The 16,979-nt window shown below is 68.7% G+C and carries 17 protein-coding genes; 3 read left to right on the forward strand and 14 right to left on the reverse strand.

The genetic code is table 11. The annotated features are described in order from the left end of the window. Positions 1 to 37: 37 nt before the first annotated feature. From ITJ43_RS08910 to ITJ43_RS08920, 3 genes are all read right to left on the reverse strand, one after another. Positions 38 to 448 (reverse strand): GNAT family N-acetyltransferase, encoded by a 411-nt coding sequence (locus ITJ43_RS08910; RefSeq protein WP_194583486.1) that lies wholly within the window; start codon positions 446 to 448, stop codon positions 38 to 40. Next, positions 445 to 981 carry a GNAT family N-acetyltransferase gene (locus ITJ43_RS08915; RefSeq protein WP_194583487.1) on the reverse strand — a complete coding sequence of 179 codons (537 nt, stop codon included), beginning with the start codon at positions 979 to 981 and terminating at the stop codon, positions 445 to 447. Before ITJ43_RS08915 ends, ITJ43_RS08910 begins: the two co-directional genes overlap by 4 nt. Positions 982 to 1,042: 61 nt before the next feature. Further along, positions 1,043 to 1,300, reverse strand: coding sequence for a hypothetical protein (locus ITJ43_RS08920; RefSeq protein WP_194583488.1), 258 nt, complete (start codon positions 1,298 to 1,300; stop codon positions 1,043 to 1,045). 56 nt (positions 1,301 to 1,356) lie between these two features. Between ITJ43_RS08920 and ITJ43_RS08925 the strand changes: the two genes are divergently transcribed. Further along, positions 1,357 to 1,911 (forward strand): ribonuclease H, encoded by a 555-nt coding sequence (locus ITJ43_RS08925; protein WP_323741176.1) that lies wholly within the window; start codon positions 1,357 to 1,359, stop codon positions 1,909 to 1,911. Here ITJ43_RS08925 and ITJ43_RS08930 read toward each other — a convergent pair. The 11 genes from ITJ43_RS08930 to ITJ43_RS08980 all read right to left on the reverse strand — a co-directional run bounded on the left by ITJ43_RS08930 (position 1,908) and on the right by ITJ43_RS08980 (position 13,858). Further along, entirely contained in the window at positions 1,908 to 2,270 is a 363-nt protein-coding gene (locus tag ITJ43_RS08930) for a VOC family protein (RefSeq protein WP_194583489.1), read from the reverse strand. The genes ITJ43_RS08925 and ITJ43_RS08930 overlap by 4 nt on opposite strands. Before the next feature lie 58 nt (positions 2,271 to 2,328). Further along, on the reverse strand, positions 2,329 to 2,817 hold the full coding sequence (locus ITJ43_RS08935) for an NUDIX domain-containing protein (protein ID WP_194583490.1): 489 nt from the start codon (positions 2,815 to 2,817) through the stop codon (positions 2,329 to 2,331). Positions 2,818 to 2,850: 33 nt separating this feature from the next. Continuing rightward, complete coding sequence (locus tag ITJ43_RS08940; protein WP_194583491.1) at positions 2,851 to 3,864, reverse strand: aldo/keto reductase family protein; 1,014 nt, start codon at positions 3,862 to 3,864, stop codon at positions 2,851 to 2,853. A 217-nt stretch (positions 3,865 to 4,081) separates the two neighbouring features. Continuing rightward, positions 4,082 to 5,314, reverse strand: coding sequence for a 23S rRNA (adenine(2503)-C(2))-methyltransferase RlmN (gene rlmN, locus ITJ43_RS08945; RefSeq protein WP_194583492.1), 1,233 nt, complete (start codon positions 5,312 to 5,314; stop codon positions 4,082 to 4,084). A gap of 133 nt (positions 5,315 to 5,447) precedes the next feature. Continuing rightward, positions 5,448 to 7,058 carry an ABC transporter ATP-binding protein gene (locus ITJ43_RS08950; RefSeq protein WP_194583493.1) on the reverse strand — a complete coding sequence of 537 codons (1,611 nt, stop codon included), beginning with the start codon at positions 7,056 to 7,058 and terminating at the stop codon, positions 5,448 to 5,450. Then, positions 7,055 to 7,582 carry a transcriptional regulator gene (locus ITJ43_RS08955; RefSeq protein WP_323741177.1) on the reverse strand — a complete coding sequence of 176 codons (528 nt, stop codon included), beginning with the start codon at positions 7,580 to 7,582 and terminating at the stop codon, positions 7,055 to 7,057. The genes ITJ43_RS08950 and ITJ43_RS08955 overlap by 4 nt, the downstream gene beginning before the upstream one ends. Then, entirely contained in the window at positions 7,579 to 9,015 is a 1,437-nt protein-coding gene (locus ITJ43_RS08960) for a serine hydrolase domain-containing protein (protein WP_194583494.1), read from the reverse strand. The genes ITJ43_RS08955 and ITJ43_RS08960 overlap by 4 nt, the downstream gene beginning before the upstream one ends. Further along, positions 9,012 to 9,902: an ABC transporter permease gene (locus ITJ43_RS08965; protein ID WP_194583495.1), complete on the reverse strand. Its 891-nt coding sequence runs from the start codon at positions 9,900 to 9,902 to the stop codon at positions 9,012 to 9,014. The genes ITJ43_RS08960 and ITJ43_RS08965 overlap by 4 nt, the downstream gene beginning before the upstream one ends. Next, positions 9,895 to 10,827: an ABC transporter permease gene (locus ITJ43_RS08970; protein WP_194583496.1), complete on the reverse strand. Its 933-nt coding sequence runs from the start codon at positions 10,825 to 10,827 to the stop codon at positions 9,895 to 9,897. The genes ITJ43_RS08965 and ITJ43_RS08970 overlap by 8 nt, the downstream gene beginning before the upstream one ends. Continuing rightward, entirely contained in the window at positions 10,824 to 12,185 is a 1,362-nt protein-coding gene (locus ITJ43_RS08975) for a M14 family zinc carboxypeptidase (RefSeq protein ID WP_194583497.1), read from the reverse strand. The genes ITJ43_RS08970 and ITJ43_RS08975 overlap by 4 nt, the downstream gene beginning before the upstream one ends. A gap of 86 nt (positions 12,186 to 12,271) precedes the next feature. Continuing rightward, on the reverse strand, positions 12,272 to 13,858 hold the full coding sequence (locus ITJ43_RS08980) for a peptide ABC transporter substrate-binding protein (RefSeq protein ID WP_194583498.1): 1,587 nt from the start codon (positions 13,856 to 13,858) through the stop codon (positions 12,272 to 12,274). 178 nt (positions 13,859 to 14,036) lie between these two features. On the opposite strand from ITJ43_RS08980, the gene ITJ43_RS08985 reads away from it, so the two are divergent. Together ITJ43_RS08985 and ITJ43_RS08990 are read left to right on the forward strand one after the other, a co-directional pair. Then, positions 14,037 to 14,957 (forward strand): PRD domain-containing protein, encoded by a 921-nt coding sequence (locus ITJ43_RS08985; protein ID WP_194583499.1) that lies wholly within the window; start codon positions 14,037 to 14,039, stop codon positions 14,955 to 14,957. Between the two features lie 139 nt (positions 14,958 to 15,096). Further along, a complete protein-coding gene (locus tag ITJ43_RS08990; protein ID WP_194583500.1) occupies positions 15,097 to 16,971 on the forward strand; it encodes a beta-glucoside-specific PTS transporter subunit IIABC in 1,875 nt (624 codons plus the stop codon). Positions 16,972 to 16,979: the final 8 nt, after the last annotated feature.

A 16,979-nucleotide genomic window follows, 5' to 3' on the forward strand; every position in this document is an offset into this window, starting at 1 on the left:
CCGCGATCCTGCGGGAACCACCCGCTCAACGCACGGTTCAGCCGCCGAGAACCATCATCCGCTCGGGATTCGGCAGCGGCACGAAACCGACCTTCTCGTAGACGCCGTGGGCATCCGCGGTCGCCAGCATGGTCCGCTTCAGTCCCCACGGGCGGACTGTGTCCGCGATCGTCCCGGCGAGCAGCGTGCCGACCCCCGTGCCACGCGCAATGGGCGCGACGAACACGTCGCAGACCCAGGCGAACGTGGCCCGGTCGGTGACGACGCGCGCATAGCCGACGAGCACGCCGTCGGCATCCAGCGCCCCGAAGTTCAGCGACGCCCGGGCGGCGCGTTCGACGAGCTCGCGGCTGCGCCCGAGCGCCCAATAGGCCTCTTCCGAGAGCCAGCGGTGGACGACGTCCAGATCGATTTCGTCCAGGTCTGTCGTCACTCGCACGGCGGTCATGTCGTCGTCTCTTCGGCGGCGGGCGGAACCCGATACTTGAAACCCACGTGCGACCCGACGAAACCGAGTCGCTCATAGAATCTGTGCGCATCGACGCGTGCGGCATCCGACGTGAGCTGCACGAGATGCGCGCCGAGGTCGACGGCGGCGCGCTCGGTGACCCACCGCATCATCGCTCCTCCTACTCCGGCACCTCGCTGCGCGCTGGCTACGCGCACGGCTTCGACGAGAAGGCGGGTGCTGCCCCGGCGCGCCATGCCGGGGATGAGCGTGAGCTGAAGCGTTCCCACGACGGCCCCGTGCGCGTCGACAGCGACGACGAGATCGTTGGCGGCATCGGCGATCACCCGTTCGAGCGCAGCGGCATACACGGGCCCGTCGCTGTCATCGGCGATGTCACCACGGCTTGCGCTGATCGGGTCGTCGGCGAGCAGTTCCATGAGCCGTCTCGCGTCGTCCGCGTGCGCCCGTCGAATAATGATCTCGTCAGCGGAGGTCGCGACGGACACCGGCACCTTGAGACGCTCGAGCATGCACTCATTATCGGTGCGACCGCAGTAAGCCTAGGAGACTCCACACCGCGCAACGGCTCGCCTACTCCACGGCGACCCAACCGAACTGCCCGCGGAAGTCGTCGAAGCACGCCCGGCAGACCCATGTCCGATTGTCGTCCGCGGTGACCCACGCCTCCGAGAAATCGGCGTGGCCGGCCTCATCGTCGGATATCTCTGCCCAGCAGAAGTCGCAATGGTCATGATCCCAACCGGGTCGATACGGCACCCACCGCGCGAGGCGCAGGGGCCGCCCGACGAGAGAGGACTCCTGCCCCGTCAGCCGCCAGTCTTCGACCATGCGATCACAGTACGCCCACGGCATCCGCCGCCCGCCCCATCGAGTACCGTCGAACGGTGACGTCGTCCCCCGAGACCCCCGAACCCACCGAGACCTACACCGTGGCCACCGACGGCGCCTGCAAAGGCAACCCGGGGCCGACCGGCTGGGCATGGGTGGGCGAAGACGGGCACTGGGCAGCGGGGGCGATCCCGGTGGGCACGAACAACATCGGCGAGCTCATGGGGATGCTGAAGGCCATCGAAGACCATGCCGACATCCCGCACCTGATCGTGCAGGCCGACTCGAAGTACGCGATCGACACCTACGCGTCGTGGATGGATGCCCACCGACGGCGCGGTTGGAAGACCTCGACCGGCGCGCCGACGAAGAACCGCGACCTGCTGGAGCAGTTGATCGCCGCCCGCGACGCGCGCCGCACAGCGGGCCTGCCGGATGTCGTGCTCGAGCACGTCCGCGGCCACCGCGGTCACGTGCTCAACGAGTGGGCAGATGAACGTGCTGTGCGCGGCGCCGAGCACGCGGCGAAGGGCACGGCGAGCGCCTGGTCGTCGCTCGGGGGCCTGCACCCCCAGCTCGACGTCTCCGCGGCGCCGAAGAAGAAGCGCTAGTCCGCGGTCGTTCCCTCGAACAGCCCGATGTGGTTGCCGTCGGGATCGACGATGACCGCCCACCAGCTCTTCGCGGTGATCGGCTGCTTACCCATCGCGACCGTCGCCCCGGATGCCTCTGCCTTGGCGATCGTTTCGTCGATCGAGTCGACCTCGACGTACGAACGCGGCTGAGTGAAGCCCTCCTCGCGTGGCGCGAGGCCGCCACCGCTGAGTCCGTTGGGGGCCATCCAGAGGGGGTACCCCTCGAAGCCCTCCCGTTCGGCGATCTCCCATCCGAACAGGTCGGAATAGAAGGCGGCAGCCTGTGCGAGATCCGCGACCGGGATGTCGATGTGGGTGATGTCTCCGTGCGCCATACTGGCCCCTTCCGCCGCGCACAGTCTCCGCCGCCGGGCCAGAGCGCACAAGGGGGCCCTACCCGCGCAGCAGCGCTTCCAGGTCATCGAGCATGGGGCGCTGACCGGCCACCAGCCGTGGTCGCGCCTGATCGAGCGGCATCCATGCGACGCGATCAACCTCCGGAAAACGCTGGCGCTTGCCCGACCGCGGCGGCCACTCCAGGTCGAACTCCCCGAAGACCAGCCCCGCGAGCTCGGCGTCGGATGCGGCGAATCCGGTGCCGTCCCCGCAGAACACCGTGACTTTCTTGCCCGAGGAGTATGCGAACGTCCCGAGCTCGATGTAGTCGACGGCTGGCGGCTCGACGCCGAGCTCCTCGCGGAACTCGCGCGCCGCGGCATCCTGCGCCGACTCGTGCTGCGGGTCGTACTCGCCCTTCGGGATCGACCAGGCGCCCTCGTCTTTGTGCGCCCAGAACGGACCGCCCATATGTGCGACGAGCGCCGACACCGTGCCGTCCGGTTCTCTCCGGTACAGCAGAATGCCGGCGCTCGTCGTGACCATGGCGTCAGGCGCCGCGTCTCACCGTGCGACGGTTCAGAGCGGCCGGGTCGCGGGCGAGACCGTGTAGGTCTCTTCGACGTCGGTGACCGCGACGGGCGCGAGGGCCTCATCGATCGCCGACATCACCTCGGCGTCGAGCACGACGCCGGACGCCTTGACGGAGTCCTCGAGCTGCTCGGGACGCGAGGCTCCCACCAGAGCGGCCGACACGTTCGGGTTCTGCAGGACCCACGCGATCGCGAGCTGCGGCATGGTGAGGCCCGCCTGTTCGGCGATCGGCTTGAGCTTCTGCACCGCGGCGAGCGTGTCGTCCTGCAGGAAGCGTTTGATGAAGTTCGCCCCGCTCTTCTCGTCGGTCGCGCGCGAGCCGTCGGGCACGGGCTGGCCGGGCAGGTACTTGCCGCTCAGCACACCCTGCGCCATCGGCGACCAGACGATCTGCGAGATGCCGAGCTCTTCGGAGGTCGGCACGACCTTGCCCTCGATGACGCGCCAGAGCGCCGAGTACTGCGGCTGGTTGCTGACGAGCTGGAAGTTCAGCTCCTTCGCGAGCGCCGCGCCCTCGCGCAGCTGCTCGGCCGTCCACTCGCTCACGCCGATGTACAGCGCCTTGCCCTGACGGACGATGTCGGCGAAGGCCTGCATCGTCTCTTCGAGCGGGGTCTCGTAGTCGTAGCGGTGCGCCTGGTAGAGGTCGACGTAGTCGACGTTGAGGCGACGGAGCGATCCGTGGATGCCGTCGAAGAGGTGCTTGCGCGACAGACCCTGATCGTTCGGGCCCTTCTTGCCGACGGGCCAGTAGACCTTCGTGAAGACTTCGTAGTCGGTGCGCTCGAGGCCCTTCAGAGCGTCGGCGAGCACGACCTCCGCGGCCGTGTTGGCGTAGGCGTCGGCCGTGTCGAACGAGGTGATGCCGAGATCGAGCGCCTTGTGCACCGTGGCGATCGCGGCGTCATTGCCGACCTGCGACGCGTGGGTCACCCAGTTGCCGTAGGTGATCTCCGAGACCTTGAATCCGCTGTTGCCGAGATAGCGATAATTGACCATTGCTCCACGCTACCGCCGGCGCGCACCGGCGCGGGCGGGCTTGCCAGGATGCCGCGGCCTCGGCATCCGCCGCCGGCGCCGCCGGCATTGCCCCGCCCCCGAACCGAACTGCAAGGGATGCCGAGCGACACGCCGCCGCAGGCCGCTCCACACCGGCGTGTCGGCAGCCGGCCGTGCAGTTCGGGCCGGGCGCGCAGGTGCCGCGCGCCGGGCCGGGTCAGTCGACGGGCACGGATGCCGCGACGGCGCGGTCTTCTTCGGTGGCCACGAGCTGTCCGCACGCGCCGTCGATCTCCTTGCCGCGGGTGTCGCGGAGGGTCGTCGGGATGCCCGCCTCGTTGAGGCGCCGCACGAACTCGCGCTGCACGTCCCTCTCGGATGCCGTCCACACCGAACCCGGCGTCGGGTTCAGGGGAATGGGGTTCACGTGCACCCACCCCCGGCCGCGCTCATTGAGCTTGGTGGCCAGCAGATCGGCACGCCACGCGTGATCGTTCATGTCCTTGATCAGGGCATATTCGATCGAGACGCGACGGCCGGTCTTCTCGAAGTAGTTGCGCGCGGCATCCAGCGCTTCGTCGACCTTCCAGCGGGAGTTGATCGGGATCATCTCGTCGCGCAGGAGGTCGTCGGGCGCGTGCAACGACAGCGCGAAGGTGACGGGGATGTCCTCGGCGGCGAGCTTGTTGATCGCCGGCACGAGGCCCACCGTCGACACGGTCACGCCGCGCGCGCTCATCCCGAGCCCGTGATCCTTGTCGACCATCGTGCGAACGGCCTGCATCACCCGGTTGTAATTGGCGAGCGGCTCGCCCATTCCCATGAAGACGATGTTCGTGACGCGCTCGTCGGCGTGTTCGGCCGGCCCGAGCTCGCCGGCACGGATCGCCGCGTTGGCGCGGACGACCTGCTCGATGATCTCCGCCGCCGACATATTGCGGGTCAGTCCCGCCTGCCCGGTCGCGCAGAACGGGCAGTTCATCCCGCATCCGGCCTGGCTCGACACGCACAGCGTGATGCGGCCCGGATAACGCATGAGCACCGACTCGACGAGTGCGCCGTCATGCAGCTTCCACAGGAACTTGATCGTGTCGCCGCGGTCGGTCTGAAGGCGCCGCACCTCGGTGAGCAGATGCGGCAGCAGGCCCGCGACGAACTCCTCGCGGCCAGATGCCGGCAGGTCGGTCATCGCCACCGGATCGGACGTGTAGTGCTGGAAGTAGTGCTTCTCGACCTGCTTCGCCCGGAACCCCGGCAACCCCAGCTCCTTCACCCGCTCGACGCGCTGTTCGGGGGTCAGATCGGCCAGGTGCACGGGCGGCATCCCGCGCTTGGGCGCGGCGAACTGCAGAAGTGGCTTGCCGTCTGCGTCGAGCCGCTGGGTCCAGCCCTCCGCGCGCGGGCGCACCTGGCGAGGACGGGTGGTACGCACGGGGCTGGACTCGGTCATGTCTCCAGGGTACCGAGCCCGCCTGGGCGCACGGCGGGAACGGGCAGGCGGCCAGCCGCTCGCACCGAGGCGTTCTTCACCGACCACCTGCTCTTTCAGCGCGTCCTCGGCCCGCAGCGGCCGCAGGCCTGAGTCAGGCGCTGCGCCGCTGAGCCTGCACGTCGGGGTCGGGCACCGGCGCCGCCGCGATGAGGGCGCGCGTATACGGATGCTGCGGCGCGCGCAACACGCGGGTGCGCGGGCCCTCCTCGACCACGCGCCCGTGCTGGAGCACGACGATGCGATCGCAGAGCTCGTCGACGACGGCGAGATCGTGGCTGATGAACAGGCAGGCGAACCGGAGATCGCGCTGCAGGTCGCGCAGCAGCTCCAACACCGTCGCCTGCACGGAGACGTCGAGTGCGCTCGTCGGCTCGTCGGCGATCAGCAGGCGCGGGCTCAGCGAGATGGCGCGGGCGATCGCGACGCGCTGCCGCTGGCCGCCCGACAGTTCGTGCGGATAGCGGCGACGCCAGGCGGCCGGCAGGCCCACGGCATCCAACAGCTCCGCGACTCGCGCGTCGAGGGCGGCCCCGCGCAATGCCGCGTGCACACGCAGGGGTTCGCCGATCGCCTCACCCACGGTTCGACGCGGATCGAGGGCGGCCGTGGAGTTCTGGAAAACGACTCCGACCTGACGCTTGACCTCCACGGCGCGTTGACCGCGCACGGCACGGAGGTCGACTCCGGCGATGCGCACCGTGCCGGCGGAGATGGGTGTCAGTCCGAGAGCGCAGCGCCCGATGGTGGACTTGCCCGATCCCGACTCTCCGGCGAGGGCGACGATCTCGCCCTCCCGAACACGCAGCGTCACATCGTCGACGGCGTGCACGGCGTGGCGACCGCGTCCGTACACGACCGACAGCGCATCGACGTCGAGCACGGCGGTGTCACCCGCGGGGTCGGGGCGCTCGGGCGCACCCAGGCGCGGAACGGCGGCCAGCAGGCGCCGGGTGTAGTCGGCGGCGGGCGCGGCGAACAGATCGTGCACCTCGGCCGATTCCTCGACGACGCCATCGTGGAGCACGACCACACGGTCAGCGATGTCTGCGACGACGCCCATGTCGTGCGTGATCATGATGATCGCCGTGCCGACACGATCCCGCAGGCGGCGGAGCACGTCCAGCACCTCGCGCTGCACCGTGACGTCGAGCGCGGTGGTCGGCTCGTCGGCGATCAGCACTTCGGGGTCGCAGGCGAGGGCGATGGCGATCATGACGCGTTGCGCCTGGCCGCCGGACAGCTGATGCGGATAGCTCGCGACGCGTTTGGCGGGCTCGGCGATCTCCACCATCTCCAGCAGCTCGATCACCCGGGTGCGGCGCGCGGCGCGTGTCATCTCCGGTCGGTGGACGATCAGCATCTCCTCGATCTGCGAGCCCACCGAGAACACCGGATCGAGCGCACTGCCGGGATCTTGGAACACCACCCCGATGCGGGTGCCACGCACCGCCTCGCGGCGAGCGGAGGTCATCGCGAACAGATCCTCGCCGTCGAGCAGCGCCTGACCCCGCACCACGGCATTGCGCGGCAGCAGCCCCAACAGCGAGAGCGCGCTGACGCTCTTGCCCGAACCGGATTCACCGACGAGCGCCAGAACCTCCCCGCGTCCCAGCGAGAATGAGACCCCCCGCACCGCGGGGGTCGTCTCGCCGCCCACGACGAAGTCGATGGTGAGGTCGCGGACATCCAACAGCGGTGTCACGGGGCCACGTCCTCGTCGATGCCGGAGTCGCGGTAGGCCTGCCAGTCGCCGAGCATCTTGCGGTGGTAGCCGATGAGCCAGACCATGTAGCGGCGGGCATTCTGCAGGCGGGTGCGCGGGCCGTCGGCCTCGTCGGGGAGGATGTCGAGCCCGTAGTCGATCGTCGACGTGATGCGGCGGGCGTAGTCGCGTTCGCCGGCGAGGAACCCGCCCCACACGTCCTCCTCGACCCGGAAATAGCGGTTGCGGTCTCCGGGCAGCGAGTGCGGCTTCAAGAACCCGAGGCTCACCAGCGCACGCGTCGACATCGAGACGGCGCCGGCGCTGGCCGCGAGCATCTCGGCGATCTGCGCCGACGACAGGAACGGGCGGTCCACGATGAGCAGCAGCCCGAGCACGCGCCCGTCCATCCGGGGGTTTCCCGCCGCTCCCCACGCGAACGCGAAGTCCTCGACGAAGGTGCGGGCCTCCTCGCTCAGATACTCGGCCGGCTGCTCCGACTGTCGATCGGTCTCTTCGCTCACAACGACATCCTCTCCAGTACCGATCCGGGTTCGGGCAGCGCCATAGCCTGGGCGAACACCGCGTAGGGCCACATGGTCATGCCGCTCCACGAGATCGATTCCACCCCACCTGCGGCGTCCCGCGCCACCTCGATCGGCTCTCCGGTCGCGCCGAACCCGTCGCGCGAGGGCTGACGCATGGTGCCGGACTCGTCCACCTCGACCTTCTCGGCCGATCGGGCGGGGTCGTCGGCGACAGGGTGCAACGCGAACGTCGCACCTCCCAGATGCGCGACATCGAGCACGCTCCACAGGCTCGCGAACCGGTCCTCGGCCAGATCTGCGCGGCGGTCGGCGTCGGCGTTCTCCAGGGCGAGGCGCACCAGCGCCATCGCTCCGGTCGCCAGCACGTCGGCGGGGCCATCGATCGCGTTGGTGAAGACGCTGACGGCGATGCCGTCTTCGGGGTCGAGCCACGTGCGGGTGATGTGGCCCGGGTAGCCGCCGCTGTGGCCCACCAGCCGCCGCCCGCCGACCGTGTGGATCTCGAAGCCGAGCCCGTACTCGCGGATGGAGCCGTCGAGGTCGATGCGCGAGTGCGCGTGCTGTGCCTGCCGTTTACTGTCGTCGCCGAGCAGTCGGTCATCGCCGAGGCGGTGCGCCGAGATGTAGGCGGTCGCCTCCGCCGCGGTGGAGTACCACCCCGTGGCGGCGGCGAGCGCGCGCGTGTCGACGTGCGAGATGCGCCGCCGCTCCCGCCCGGGCAGGCGGCCCGTGTGCCCGGCCGCGAATTCGTCGTCCCGAGCGGGTTCCCACTCGGATCCCGACCGCACGAGTCCGAGCGGTGCGCAAATGCCCTCCCGCGTGAACGTGCCGTAGTCCAGTCCGGATGCCGCCTCGATGACCAGACCGAGCAGCCCGTAGGCGATGTTCGAGTACTTGAAGTGCTCGTTGCGGGCGAAGACCTTGCCCTCGCTGCGGCAGATGTCGATCACGCGGGCACGATCGGGAAACGCGTCGCCGCGCTGCCAGTAGTCCGCGTCGCGGCCGTCGCGCACGACTCCGCCCTGGTGCGCGAGCAGTTCGCGCACGGTCACCGCCGACAGGTCGGTGTCGGCGAGCTCCGGCACCCACGTCGAGACGGCGTCATCCAGCCGCAACCGGCCCTGCTCGGCCAGCTGGAGCACCGCCGTCGCGGTGAAGGTCTTGGAGTGCGACGCGATGCGGAACAGATGCTCCGTGGTCAGCGGCGTCTCTGCGGCAAGGTCGGCGGCTCCCCAGGCGAAGTCGAGAACGAGTTCGCCGTCGATGCGGATGGCGGCTTGGATGCCGGGGACTTCGCGGGCGGCGCCCAGGAACGCGAACCAGCGTGCCGCGTAGCGCGCGGCATCCTCCACCGCACGGCGTCGACGCGTGGCGGTGTCGTCCTCGAGGGGAGAGGAAGTGGCGGTCACAGACGGCGTCCTTTCGGGTCGAGCGCATCGCGGAGGATGTCGCCGAGGGTGATGAGCGCGAAGACGGTCACGCTGAGAAAGAGGGCGGGGAAGAAGAGCATGTGCGGCGAGGTGCCGAAGTACGACTGCGCGTTCGCCATCTGCAATCCCCACGAGATGGAGGGCGCCCGCAGGCCCACCCCGAGGAAGGTGAGGGTGGACTCGGCGACGATGATGCTTCCGACCATGGTCGAGGTGATGGCGAGCACGGGGCCGAGCGCGTTCGGCACGACGTGGGTCAGCAGCGTGCGGGTGTGGGAGATGCCCATCGCTCGCGCCGCGCTGACGTAGTCCATCCGACGCACGGTGCGAACGGATGTGCGCACGAGTCGTGCGAGCGTCGGCCAGCTGAACACCGCGAGCACCACCGCGACGATCACGGGGGTCCGCTCCCCCACGCTGTTGAGCACGATGATCGCCCCGAGGATGAAAGGGAAGCCGAGAAAGACGTCGGTCAGCCGGGAGATGATCGAGTCGGCGATGCCGCCGTAGTAGGCGGCGAGGGTGCCGACGACCACCGCGATCAGCAGCGCGATGACGGTGGCGGTGAGCCCGATGAACAGCGACGTGCGCGTGCCGTGGATCACGTTGGCGTAGACGTCGCAGCCCTGCAGATCGGTGCCGAAGATGTGCGCGGCGCTGGGCGGCTTGGCGCTGTCGCGCAGGTTGCAGGCCCGCGGATCGGGCTGACCGAACAGGCCGCCGATGGCCTCGGGCAGGAGTGAGATGACGGCGAGCACGGCGAGGATCGCGGCGCTCAGCCAGAACAGGAAGCGCCGACGCAGGCTCGCCCACACGCCCCGGCTGACGGTGATGTGTTCGAGGGCGGCCACAGCGGTTTCAGTCATGACGGCTCCGGGGGTCCAGCAGCGAGTTGAGCAGATCGACGAGCACGTTCAGCACGAGGAAGATCAGGATCAGCGTCGTGCCGACGCCGACGATCGTGGGGCCTTCGTGCGTGCGGATCGCTCCGAACAGCAGCTGTCCGATGCCGGGCAGGTTGAAGATGCCCTCCACGACGACCGCGCCACCGAGCAGGAACCCCAGATCGATCGCGACGAACGTGAGCACCGGGGCCACCGAGTTGCGCATCACGTGGAGGCCGACGATCCGCGAGCGGGGCATGCCCTTCGCCCGGAGCGTCCGGACGAAGTCAGAGTCCATCGAGTCGACGACGCTGCCGCGCATCAGCCGGGTGATCGACGCCAGGCCGAACAGTGCGATCACCAGCGCCGGCAGCAAGTAGGAGGCCGGCCATCCCGCGTCCGTGCCCGCGATGGGGAACCACCCGAGCTGCAGGCCGAAGACGAGCTGCGCGCTGACCGCGACGACGAACACCGGGATAGAGGTTGCGAGGATCGTGCCGAAGAGCACCGTCCGGTCGATCATGCTGTCACGGCGCAGGCCCGAGATCAGCCCCAGCGCGACGCCCAGGACCACCTCGATCACCCAGGCGGTGAGGGCGAGCGTGATCGTCACGGGCCACCTCGACGCCATCCGGTCGGCGACCGGCACGCCGCTGAAGGTCGTGCCGAGGTCGCCGGTGAACAGTCCGCCCAGGTAGCGCAGGTACTGCTGCCACAGCGGCTCGTCGAGGTGGAACTGCTCGCGCAGCTGGGCCACGACGTTCGCCGGCAGCGGCCGGTCTCCGCCGAGCGCGGCGATCGGGTCGCCCGGGAGCGCCCAGACCGTCGCGTAGATGATGAAGGTGACGCCGAGGACGACGATCACGAACTCGGCGAGGCGCCCGCCCACGCGGCGCGCGCCGATCATGCGGCGCTCCCGGCCACGCGTCGGCGGACCGTGGCGAAGAGAGCGGCCAGTTGCACGCCGACGAGAGCGTTCACCGGGACCGGTTCGAGGTCGACGTGAGGGTCGTCCGCGAGCCAGCGCTCCCACCGCGCGGTGAGAGTGGCCAGCGCGGCGCGCACCTCGGGCGCGGCGGTGCCGGCACGCACCTCGGCATCCAGTGCCCGACGCAGGATGCCGCCGAAGCGCAACGCGAACGTGCGCGCCACCTCGGCGTTGCCGAACACCTCTGCCACGGTGGCGGGCCGATCCGTCTCGGCCGTTGCGCTGCGGGCACGCTCGGCGGCGGCCACCGCCCCCATCGCGGGCGCGAAGGCCTCGCTCGCCCGGAGAAACGGCGAGTCGATCGTCATCCGACAGCGCACGGTGTCGAGGATGCCGGTCATCAGGGCGTGCAACTCGTCCAGGGCATCCGCTTTCGCCGCGAGCACCTCGCGGTAGGAGACATCGGCGTGGGCGGTATCGGCGGCATCCGCGTGGATCCAGTAGGGCAGTTCGGCGATCATCGTGGTCGTGCCGTGACGTTCGAGGTAGTCGGCCGTGCCGGCGCCGCCCGCGTGCGGCTCACCGCCGAGCTCCAGGGCGAGGTGCCGGTCGATCAGCTCGCGCGTCAGCGGAGCACGGAAGACCGCGTCGGCCAACGTCTCCAGCCCGGCGATCTCGGGCTCGCCGACGTCGAGGGGAAGTCCGAACTCTTCCGGAATGGCGCTGAGTTCACGGGCAAGCAGGGGGTCGGGCTCGTTGGTGTAGAAGTACACGCCACCGAACTCGCCGTTGTGCAGGCCGACGAACACATCGGGGCTCACACGATCGAACAGGCTCATGAGCGCGGACGTCTCGGGGATGGGCGCGTCGAACCCGAACCCCCGGTACGAGAAGGGGAACGACCACTCGACCTGCTCGACCGGAGCGGGGCGGTAGAAGCCGCGGTAGTAGTCGTCCCGGCGCAGAGGCGGGGCGAACCACCCCTCGTTCAGTCGGGTTCCGTCCGGGTCGGCGCAGGGCACGATGTGCCAGGTCGCCCCGAAGCCGTACGTGTCCGGCTGAGCCAGCAGCAGGCGCACCAGGTGCTGGACCGTGCGGAAGCCGATCGGCTCGTTCGGGTGGACACCGGCGGCGACGACGACGGTGCGCGCTCCGCCGGCGATCGTGAACAGGTCGATGGGCTCGCCGAGTCGGGATCGACCGATGACGGATGCCGAGATGCGCTCGGGATACACGTGGCACAGGGCCGCAAGGTCGTCCCGCACCTCGTCGACGGTCGGGAAGCCGTCACCGGGAACGTCGCCGGCATCGAGGTCCGCGAGGGAAGGAAAGGGCATGACGTGCTCTCCTGCACGGTCGGCGCGGTCAGGGGGTGGGTGCGGAACGTCCGAATCGGGGGGATGGACGCTCCGCACCCCGATCGTCACTTCGAGAGGACGATCGACCGGTAGGTGGGGTTGCCTACCGGAGAGGTCACGAGTTCGGCGACTCGTGGAGAGGTGACGTACGAGTACTTCTCGAAGAACAGCGGCACGGCCGGGAAGTCCTTCTGGATGATCTGCTGCACCGAGGCGTAGGCAGACCCGTCGGTCGACAGGTCGGCATCGGCGGCGGTCATGGCCGACGACACCTCATCGCTGTACCAGGGGATGCAGTTGTTGCATCCGCCACCCTTGATGAAGAACACCCGCAGCGTCGCCTGCTGGCTGGGGTAGAGAGCGCCCCAGCGCGAGAAGAACGGACCGGTGATGTTCTGATCGTTGCGGTTCTGCAGGAACTCGGCCCAGTCGGCGCTGGGCTTCGCCGTCGCATCGATGCCGAGGTTCTGCCGCAGCTGGTTCGCGATGGCCTGGTACAGCGGGTCGAGGCCGCCGCCACCCGGGTAGTAGATCTCCATCGGACCGCTGAAGCCGCCGGCCTGAGCGAGCAGCGCCTTGGCTGCCGTGGGATCGAACGTGCAGTACTGCCCGCAGATGCCGGTGGGCGTTCCGGGTTCGATCGCCGGCGTCCACGCGGTGGCGGGGTCATACGTGCCGCCGTAGATCACGTCGATGATCGCCTGACGATCGATCGCCATCGAGATGGCTTGACGCACGCGCACGTCCTGATAGGCGGAGTTCCACAGCGGCAGACCCAGGAAGGAGATGCCGGGCGCGGCGAACGAGTAGAGCCGCTTGCCGAAGTCGGTCGAGGCCTGCGTGAGCTTGGATGCCGGGACGCCGGCGACATCGAGGTTGCCCGCCAGCACGTCGGTGTAGGCGGTCTCGCTGTCGGTGTAGGGGACGAAGGTGATGCGGTCGATCGTGGGCTTGTCGCCCTTGTAGCCGGAGTAGGTGTCGAGCACGATCGGCTCGTTCTCCACATAGTCCTGAGCGAACTGGAACGGACCGTTGCCGACGGGGTGCTTGTTGTAGGCCGTGAAGTCCGAGAACGCCGAGGCGGGCATCGGATACATCGCCGTCTGCGCCTGCGTCACCTGCAGCGGGAACTGGCTGTCCGGGCCGATGAGCGTGACCGTGAAGGTGTCGGTGTCGACGACCTTGAGCCCCGACATCTTGTCGGTGGTCGGCGTCCCCGAGGTCGGGTTGAGGTCTGCGTAGCCGAGGATGTTGGCCAACTGGCCGGAGTTCTCGAAGGCGTTCGGGCCGTAGGCGACGGCGTTCCACGAGTCGACGTAGCTCTGCGCCGTCACGGGTGTGCCGTCCTGGAAGGTCCATCCGTCGCGGAGCTTCACGGTCCAGGTCGTCGCGTCGGGTGATTCGATGGACTGCGCCTGAACGTAATCGAGCGATCCATCGGAGTTCAGGAACGCCAACGGCGACCACACCGCCATGTTCACGTCGTATGCGACGGACTGGCGGCCGGGGATGATGAGCTGCGGATCGGTGGAGGCGACGCGGATCTCCTTCTTCTGATCCGCGCCGGAGTCGGACGATGTCGCGCTGCACGCCGACAGCGCGAGCACGGCGGCGGCCGCGACGGCGACCGCGGCCAAGAGCCTCTTGTTCATGTTTCCTCATTGCGGGTTGCGGGACGGGTGAGGTACTGCACCTCATCGGCGAGGAGCTGAACCGACGAGATACCCACACCGTAGAGGCTAAGGCTTCGAAACTTTCAGTATGTAATGAAACTTTTACAACGACGAAATCGACGGAACGGTCGGCCGCGTGACTTCTAGACTTCTCAGCATGAGCACCCCCGACGCTGCGGCATCCGCTCGGCGCACCCCCACGACGCACGCCGTCCCGGTGCACAAGGTGCTCAACAACAACGTCGTCATCGCGATCGACGAGTCGGGGCACGAGCGCGTTCTGATGGGGCGTGGCCTCGCGTTCGGGCTGAAGCCCGATGATGTGCTCGACCCGGCCAAGGTCGAGAAGACGTTCATCCTCGACACCGGCGCCGACGGCGAGCGCGAGAGACGCCTGCTCGCCGACGTACCGTATCCGATCATCGAAGCAGCGACCCGGGCGGTCGACGAGGCAGAGCGCCGACTCGGGCGCGACCTCGGGCGCCGCTTCACGATCGCCGTCATCGACCATGTCGCCTACGTGATCGAGCGCCTCGACAAGGGCATGAGGATCACGACGGCATCCATGCCCGAGCTACGCGTGCTCCACCCGCAGGAGTTCGCGGCCGCCGAGCACATGGCCACCTCCATCGCCACCAGCCTCCACCGCGAGCTTCCCGCCGAGGAGGCGGTGTTCCTCACGATGCACCTGCTCAACGCGACGCGAGACGAGCCCAACGGCACCGCCGCGCTGCTGTTTCGGCGGGTGCAGCACGTCGTCGAGGTCGTCGAGCAGTCGCTCGGGGTGCGCCTCGACGTCGACGGCCCGGACTATGCCCGCTTCATCCTGCACATCCAGTTCTTGCTGCAGCGTCTGGTCAACCGGACCATGCTCGCCAGCGGCGACACCTCGTTCTTCGAGTTCGCCAAGCACAGCTATCCGCGTTCATACGAGATCGCCGAGAGGGTGAAGGGGTATGTCCACGGGGCGACCGGATCCGAGCTCACCGACGAAGAGGTGCTCTATCTCATCGTGCACGTCGAGCGCCTCAAGACGCAGATCACCCCTGGCACAGAACCCGACCCTGTGGTAACTTGATCGCAGATCCCTTGGATCGTTACCGCAACTGCGGGCGAAACCTGGACTCACCGAATGCTGGGGCATTCACGAGTCCAGGTTTTTTTGTTGCCCGGGCAGAGGTGCCCGAGCGTCCCTCCCTCAAGGAAAGGCGAATCCGATGGCGGATTACGCAAAGACCGCGGCCGGCGTCCTCGCCGGCGTCGGCGGCGAAGACAACGTCAGCTCCCTCGTGCACTGCGCAACGCGCCTGCGCTTCGTCCTGAAGGACGAGAGCAAGGCAGATACCGCGACCGTCAAGGCCGTTCCGGGCGTCATCACGGTCGCTCAGGCGGGCGGCCAGTACCAGGTGGTCATCGGCAACGACGTGCCCGAGGTGTTCGCGGAGATCGGCAAGATCTCCCGCGTCGGCGGCGGCCAGGACGCGGCGCCAGCCGAGGGCCCCAAGGGCAACCTCTTCAACCGCTTCATCTCGATGATCTCGGCCATCTTCACGCCCGCACTGTGGACACTGGCGGGCACCGGCCTGCTCAAGGCGTTCCTGTCGGCCGCCGTGACGTTCACCTGGATCGACCCGACGTCCTCGACCTATCTCGTGCTCAACGCACTGTCGGACGCCTTCATCAACTTCCTCCCGATCGTCCTGTCGATCACCGCCGCCCGCTACTTCAAGGCGAACGAGTGGACCTCACTCGCCATCGCCGGCGCCCTGGTCTACCCGACGGTGGTCGCCGCGAACGGCGCGCCGGGCCTCACCTTCTTCGGCATCCCCTTCACGATGGTCAGCTACGTCTCCAGCGTCATCCCGATCATCATCATCGTCTGGCTGCAGAGTCACGCCGAGAAGTTCCTCTACGCGAAGCTGCCCGGCGCGATCCGCCGCTTCGTCACCCCGATGATCGTCGTGCTCATCGCCGTGCCGCTCGTCTTTCTCGTGATCGGCCCGATCTCCGACCTGCTCTCGCGCGGCGTCGGCAACGCGGTCAGCTGGGTGTGGGATGTCGCCCCGTGGGCCGGCGGCGCGATCATGGGCGGCCTGTGGCAGGTCTTCGTCATCTTCGGTCTGCACTGGGGCCTCGTCCCGGTCTTCCAGGTCGAGTTCCAGACGACCGGACAGATCCTCCTCCTCGGCCCCGTGTTCGCCGCCGTGCTCGCGCAGGCGGGAGCCGTCGCCGGTGTCTGGGTGCGCGCCCGCAACAAGAACCTCAAGTCGCTCGCCGCTCCCGCCACGCTGTCGGGCTTCCTCGCAGGCATCACCGAGCCCGCGATCTACGGCATCAACCTGCCCCTCAAGCGCCCGTTCGCGTTCGGCGTCGTCGGCGGCGCCGTGGGCGGTGCGATCATCGCTCTCGGCGGCGTGTTCTCCAAGGCGTTCGTCGTCCCCTCCGGCCTCGCGCTGACCGCCCTGCTCGGCAACGGCAACATGGTGATGCTGGGCATGGGTCTGCTCGTCGCGATCGTGCTGCCGTTCGCGCTCGTCGTGATCGTCGGCTTCAAGGAGCCCGCCGACGACACCGCCGCGACGGCCACCCCCGCCCCGGTCGCCGCGAACGACGTCACGGTGCTCGCCCCCGTCGACGGCACCGTCATCCCGCTGAACGAGGTCGCCGACGCTGCCTTCGCCGACGGCGCCCTGGGCCAGGGCGTGGCGATCCAGCCGCGCTCCGGCGCGGTCTACGCACCCTTCACCGGCACGGTCGTGGCGGCGTTTCCCACCGGACACGCCTTCGGGCTGCGTCACGCCGACGGCACCGAGGTGCTGATCCACATCGGCCTGGACACCGTCAAGCTCGGTGGCACCCACTTCTCGGTGAAGGTCACCACCGGCCAGCAGGTGGCCGCGGGCGACCTGCTCGTCGAGTTCGACGGCGACGCGATCGAGAAGGCGGGCTACGACCTGACCACACCGGTGATCGTCACCAACCCCGACCTGTATCCCGCGATCGCGGATGCCGCATCGGGCCCGATCGCACACGGCGAGCCGCTGTTCACCGCCGTGTCCGTCGACTCGGTCGCCGCGTCGACGACGAAGTGAAGGAGTAC

The sequence above is a fragment of the Microbacterium sp. VKM Ac-2870 genome (assembly GCF_015350795.1).
In the GTDB taxonomy this organism is placed as follows: domain Bacteria; phylum Actinomycetota; class Actinomycetes; order Actinomycetales; family Microbacteriaceae; genus Microbacterium.

Bases quoted from the DNA above. Each gene is read 5' to 3' on its own strand.
- ITJ43_RS08910 (WP_194583486.1), bottom strand. From the start codon at position 448: ATGACCGCCGTGCGAGTGACGACAGACCTGGACGAAATCGATCTGGAC.
- ITJ43_RS08915 (WP_194583487.1), bottom strand. From the start codon at position 981: ATGCTCGAGCGTCTCAAGGTGCCGGTGTCCGTCGCGACCTCCGCTGAC.
- ITJ43_RS08920 (WP_194583488.1), bottom strand. From the start codon at position 1,300: ATGGTCGAAGACTGGCGGCTGACGGGGCAGGAGTCCTCTCTCGTCGGG.
- ITJ43_RS08930 (WP_194583489.1), bottom strand. From the start codon at position 2,270: ATGGCGCACGGAGACATCACCCACATCGACATCCCGGTCGCGGATCTC.
- ITJ43_RS08935 (WP_194583490.1), bottom strand. From the start codon at position 2,817: ATGGTCACGACGAGCGCCGGCATTCTGCTGTACCGGAGAGAACCGGAC.
- ITJ43_RS08940 (WP_194583491.1), bottom strand. From the start codon at position 3,864: ATGGTCAATTATCGCTATCTCGGCAACAGCGGATTCAAGGTCTCGGAG.
- rlmN (WP_194583492.1), bottom strand. From the start codon at position 5,314: ATGACCGAGTCCAGCCCCGTGCGTACCACCCGTCCTCGCCAGGTGCGC.
- ITJ43_RS08965 (WP_194583495.1), bottom strand. From the start codon at position 9,902: ATGACTGAAACCGCTGTGGCCGCCCTCGAACACATCACCGTCAGCCGG.
- ITJ43_RS08970 (WP_194583496.1), bottom strand. From the start codon at position 10,827: ATGATCGGCGCGCGCCGCGTGGGCGGGCGCCTCGCCGAGTTCGTGATC.
- ITJ43_RS08975 (WP_194583497.1), bottom strand. From the start codon at position 12,185: ATGCCCTTTCCTTCCCTCGCGGACCTCGATGCCGGCGACGTTCCCGGT.
- ITJ43_RS08980 (WP_194583498.1), bottom strand. From the start codon at position 13,858: ATGAACAAGAGGCTCTTGGCCGCGGTCGCCGTCGCGGCCGCCGCCGTG.
- ITJ43_RS08985 (WP_194583499.1), top strand. From the start codon at position 14,037: ATGAGCACCCCCGACGCTGCGGCATCCGCTCGGCGCACCCCCACGACG.
- ITJ43_RS08990 (WP_194583500.1), top strand. From the start codon at position 15,097: ATGGCGGATTACGCAAAGACCGCGGCCGGCGTCCTCGCCGGCGTCGGC.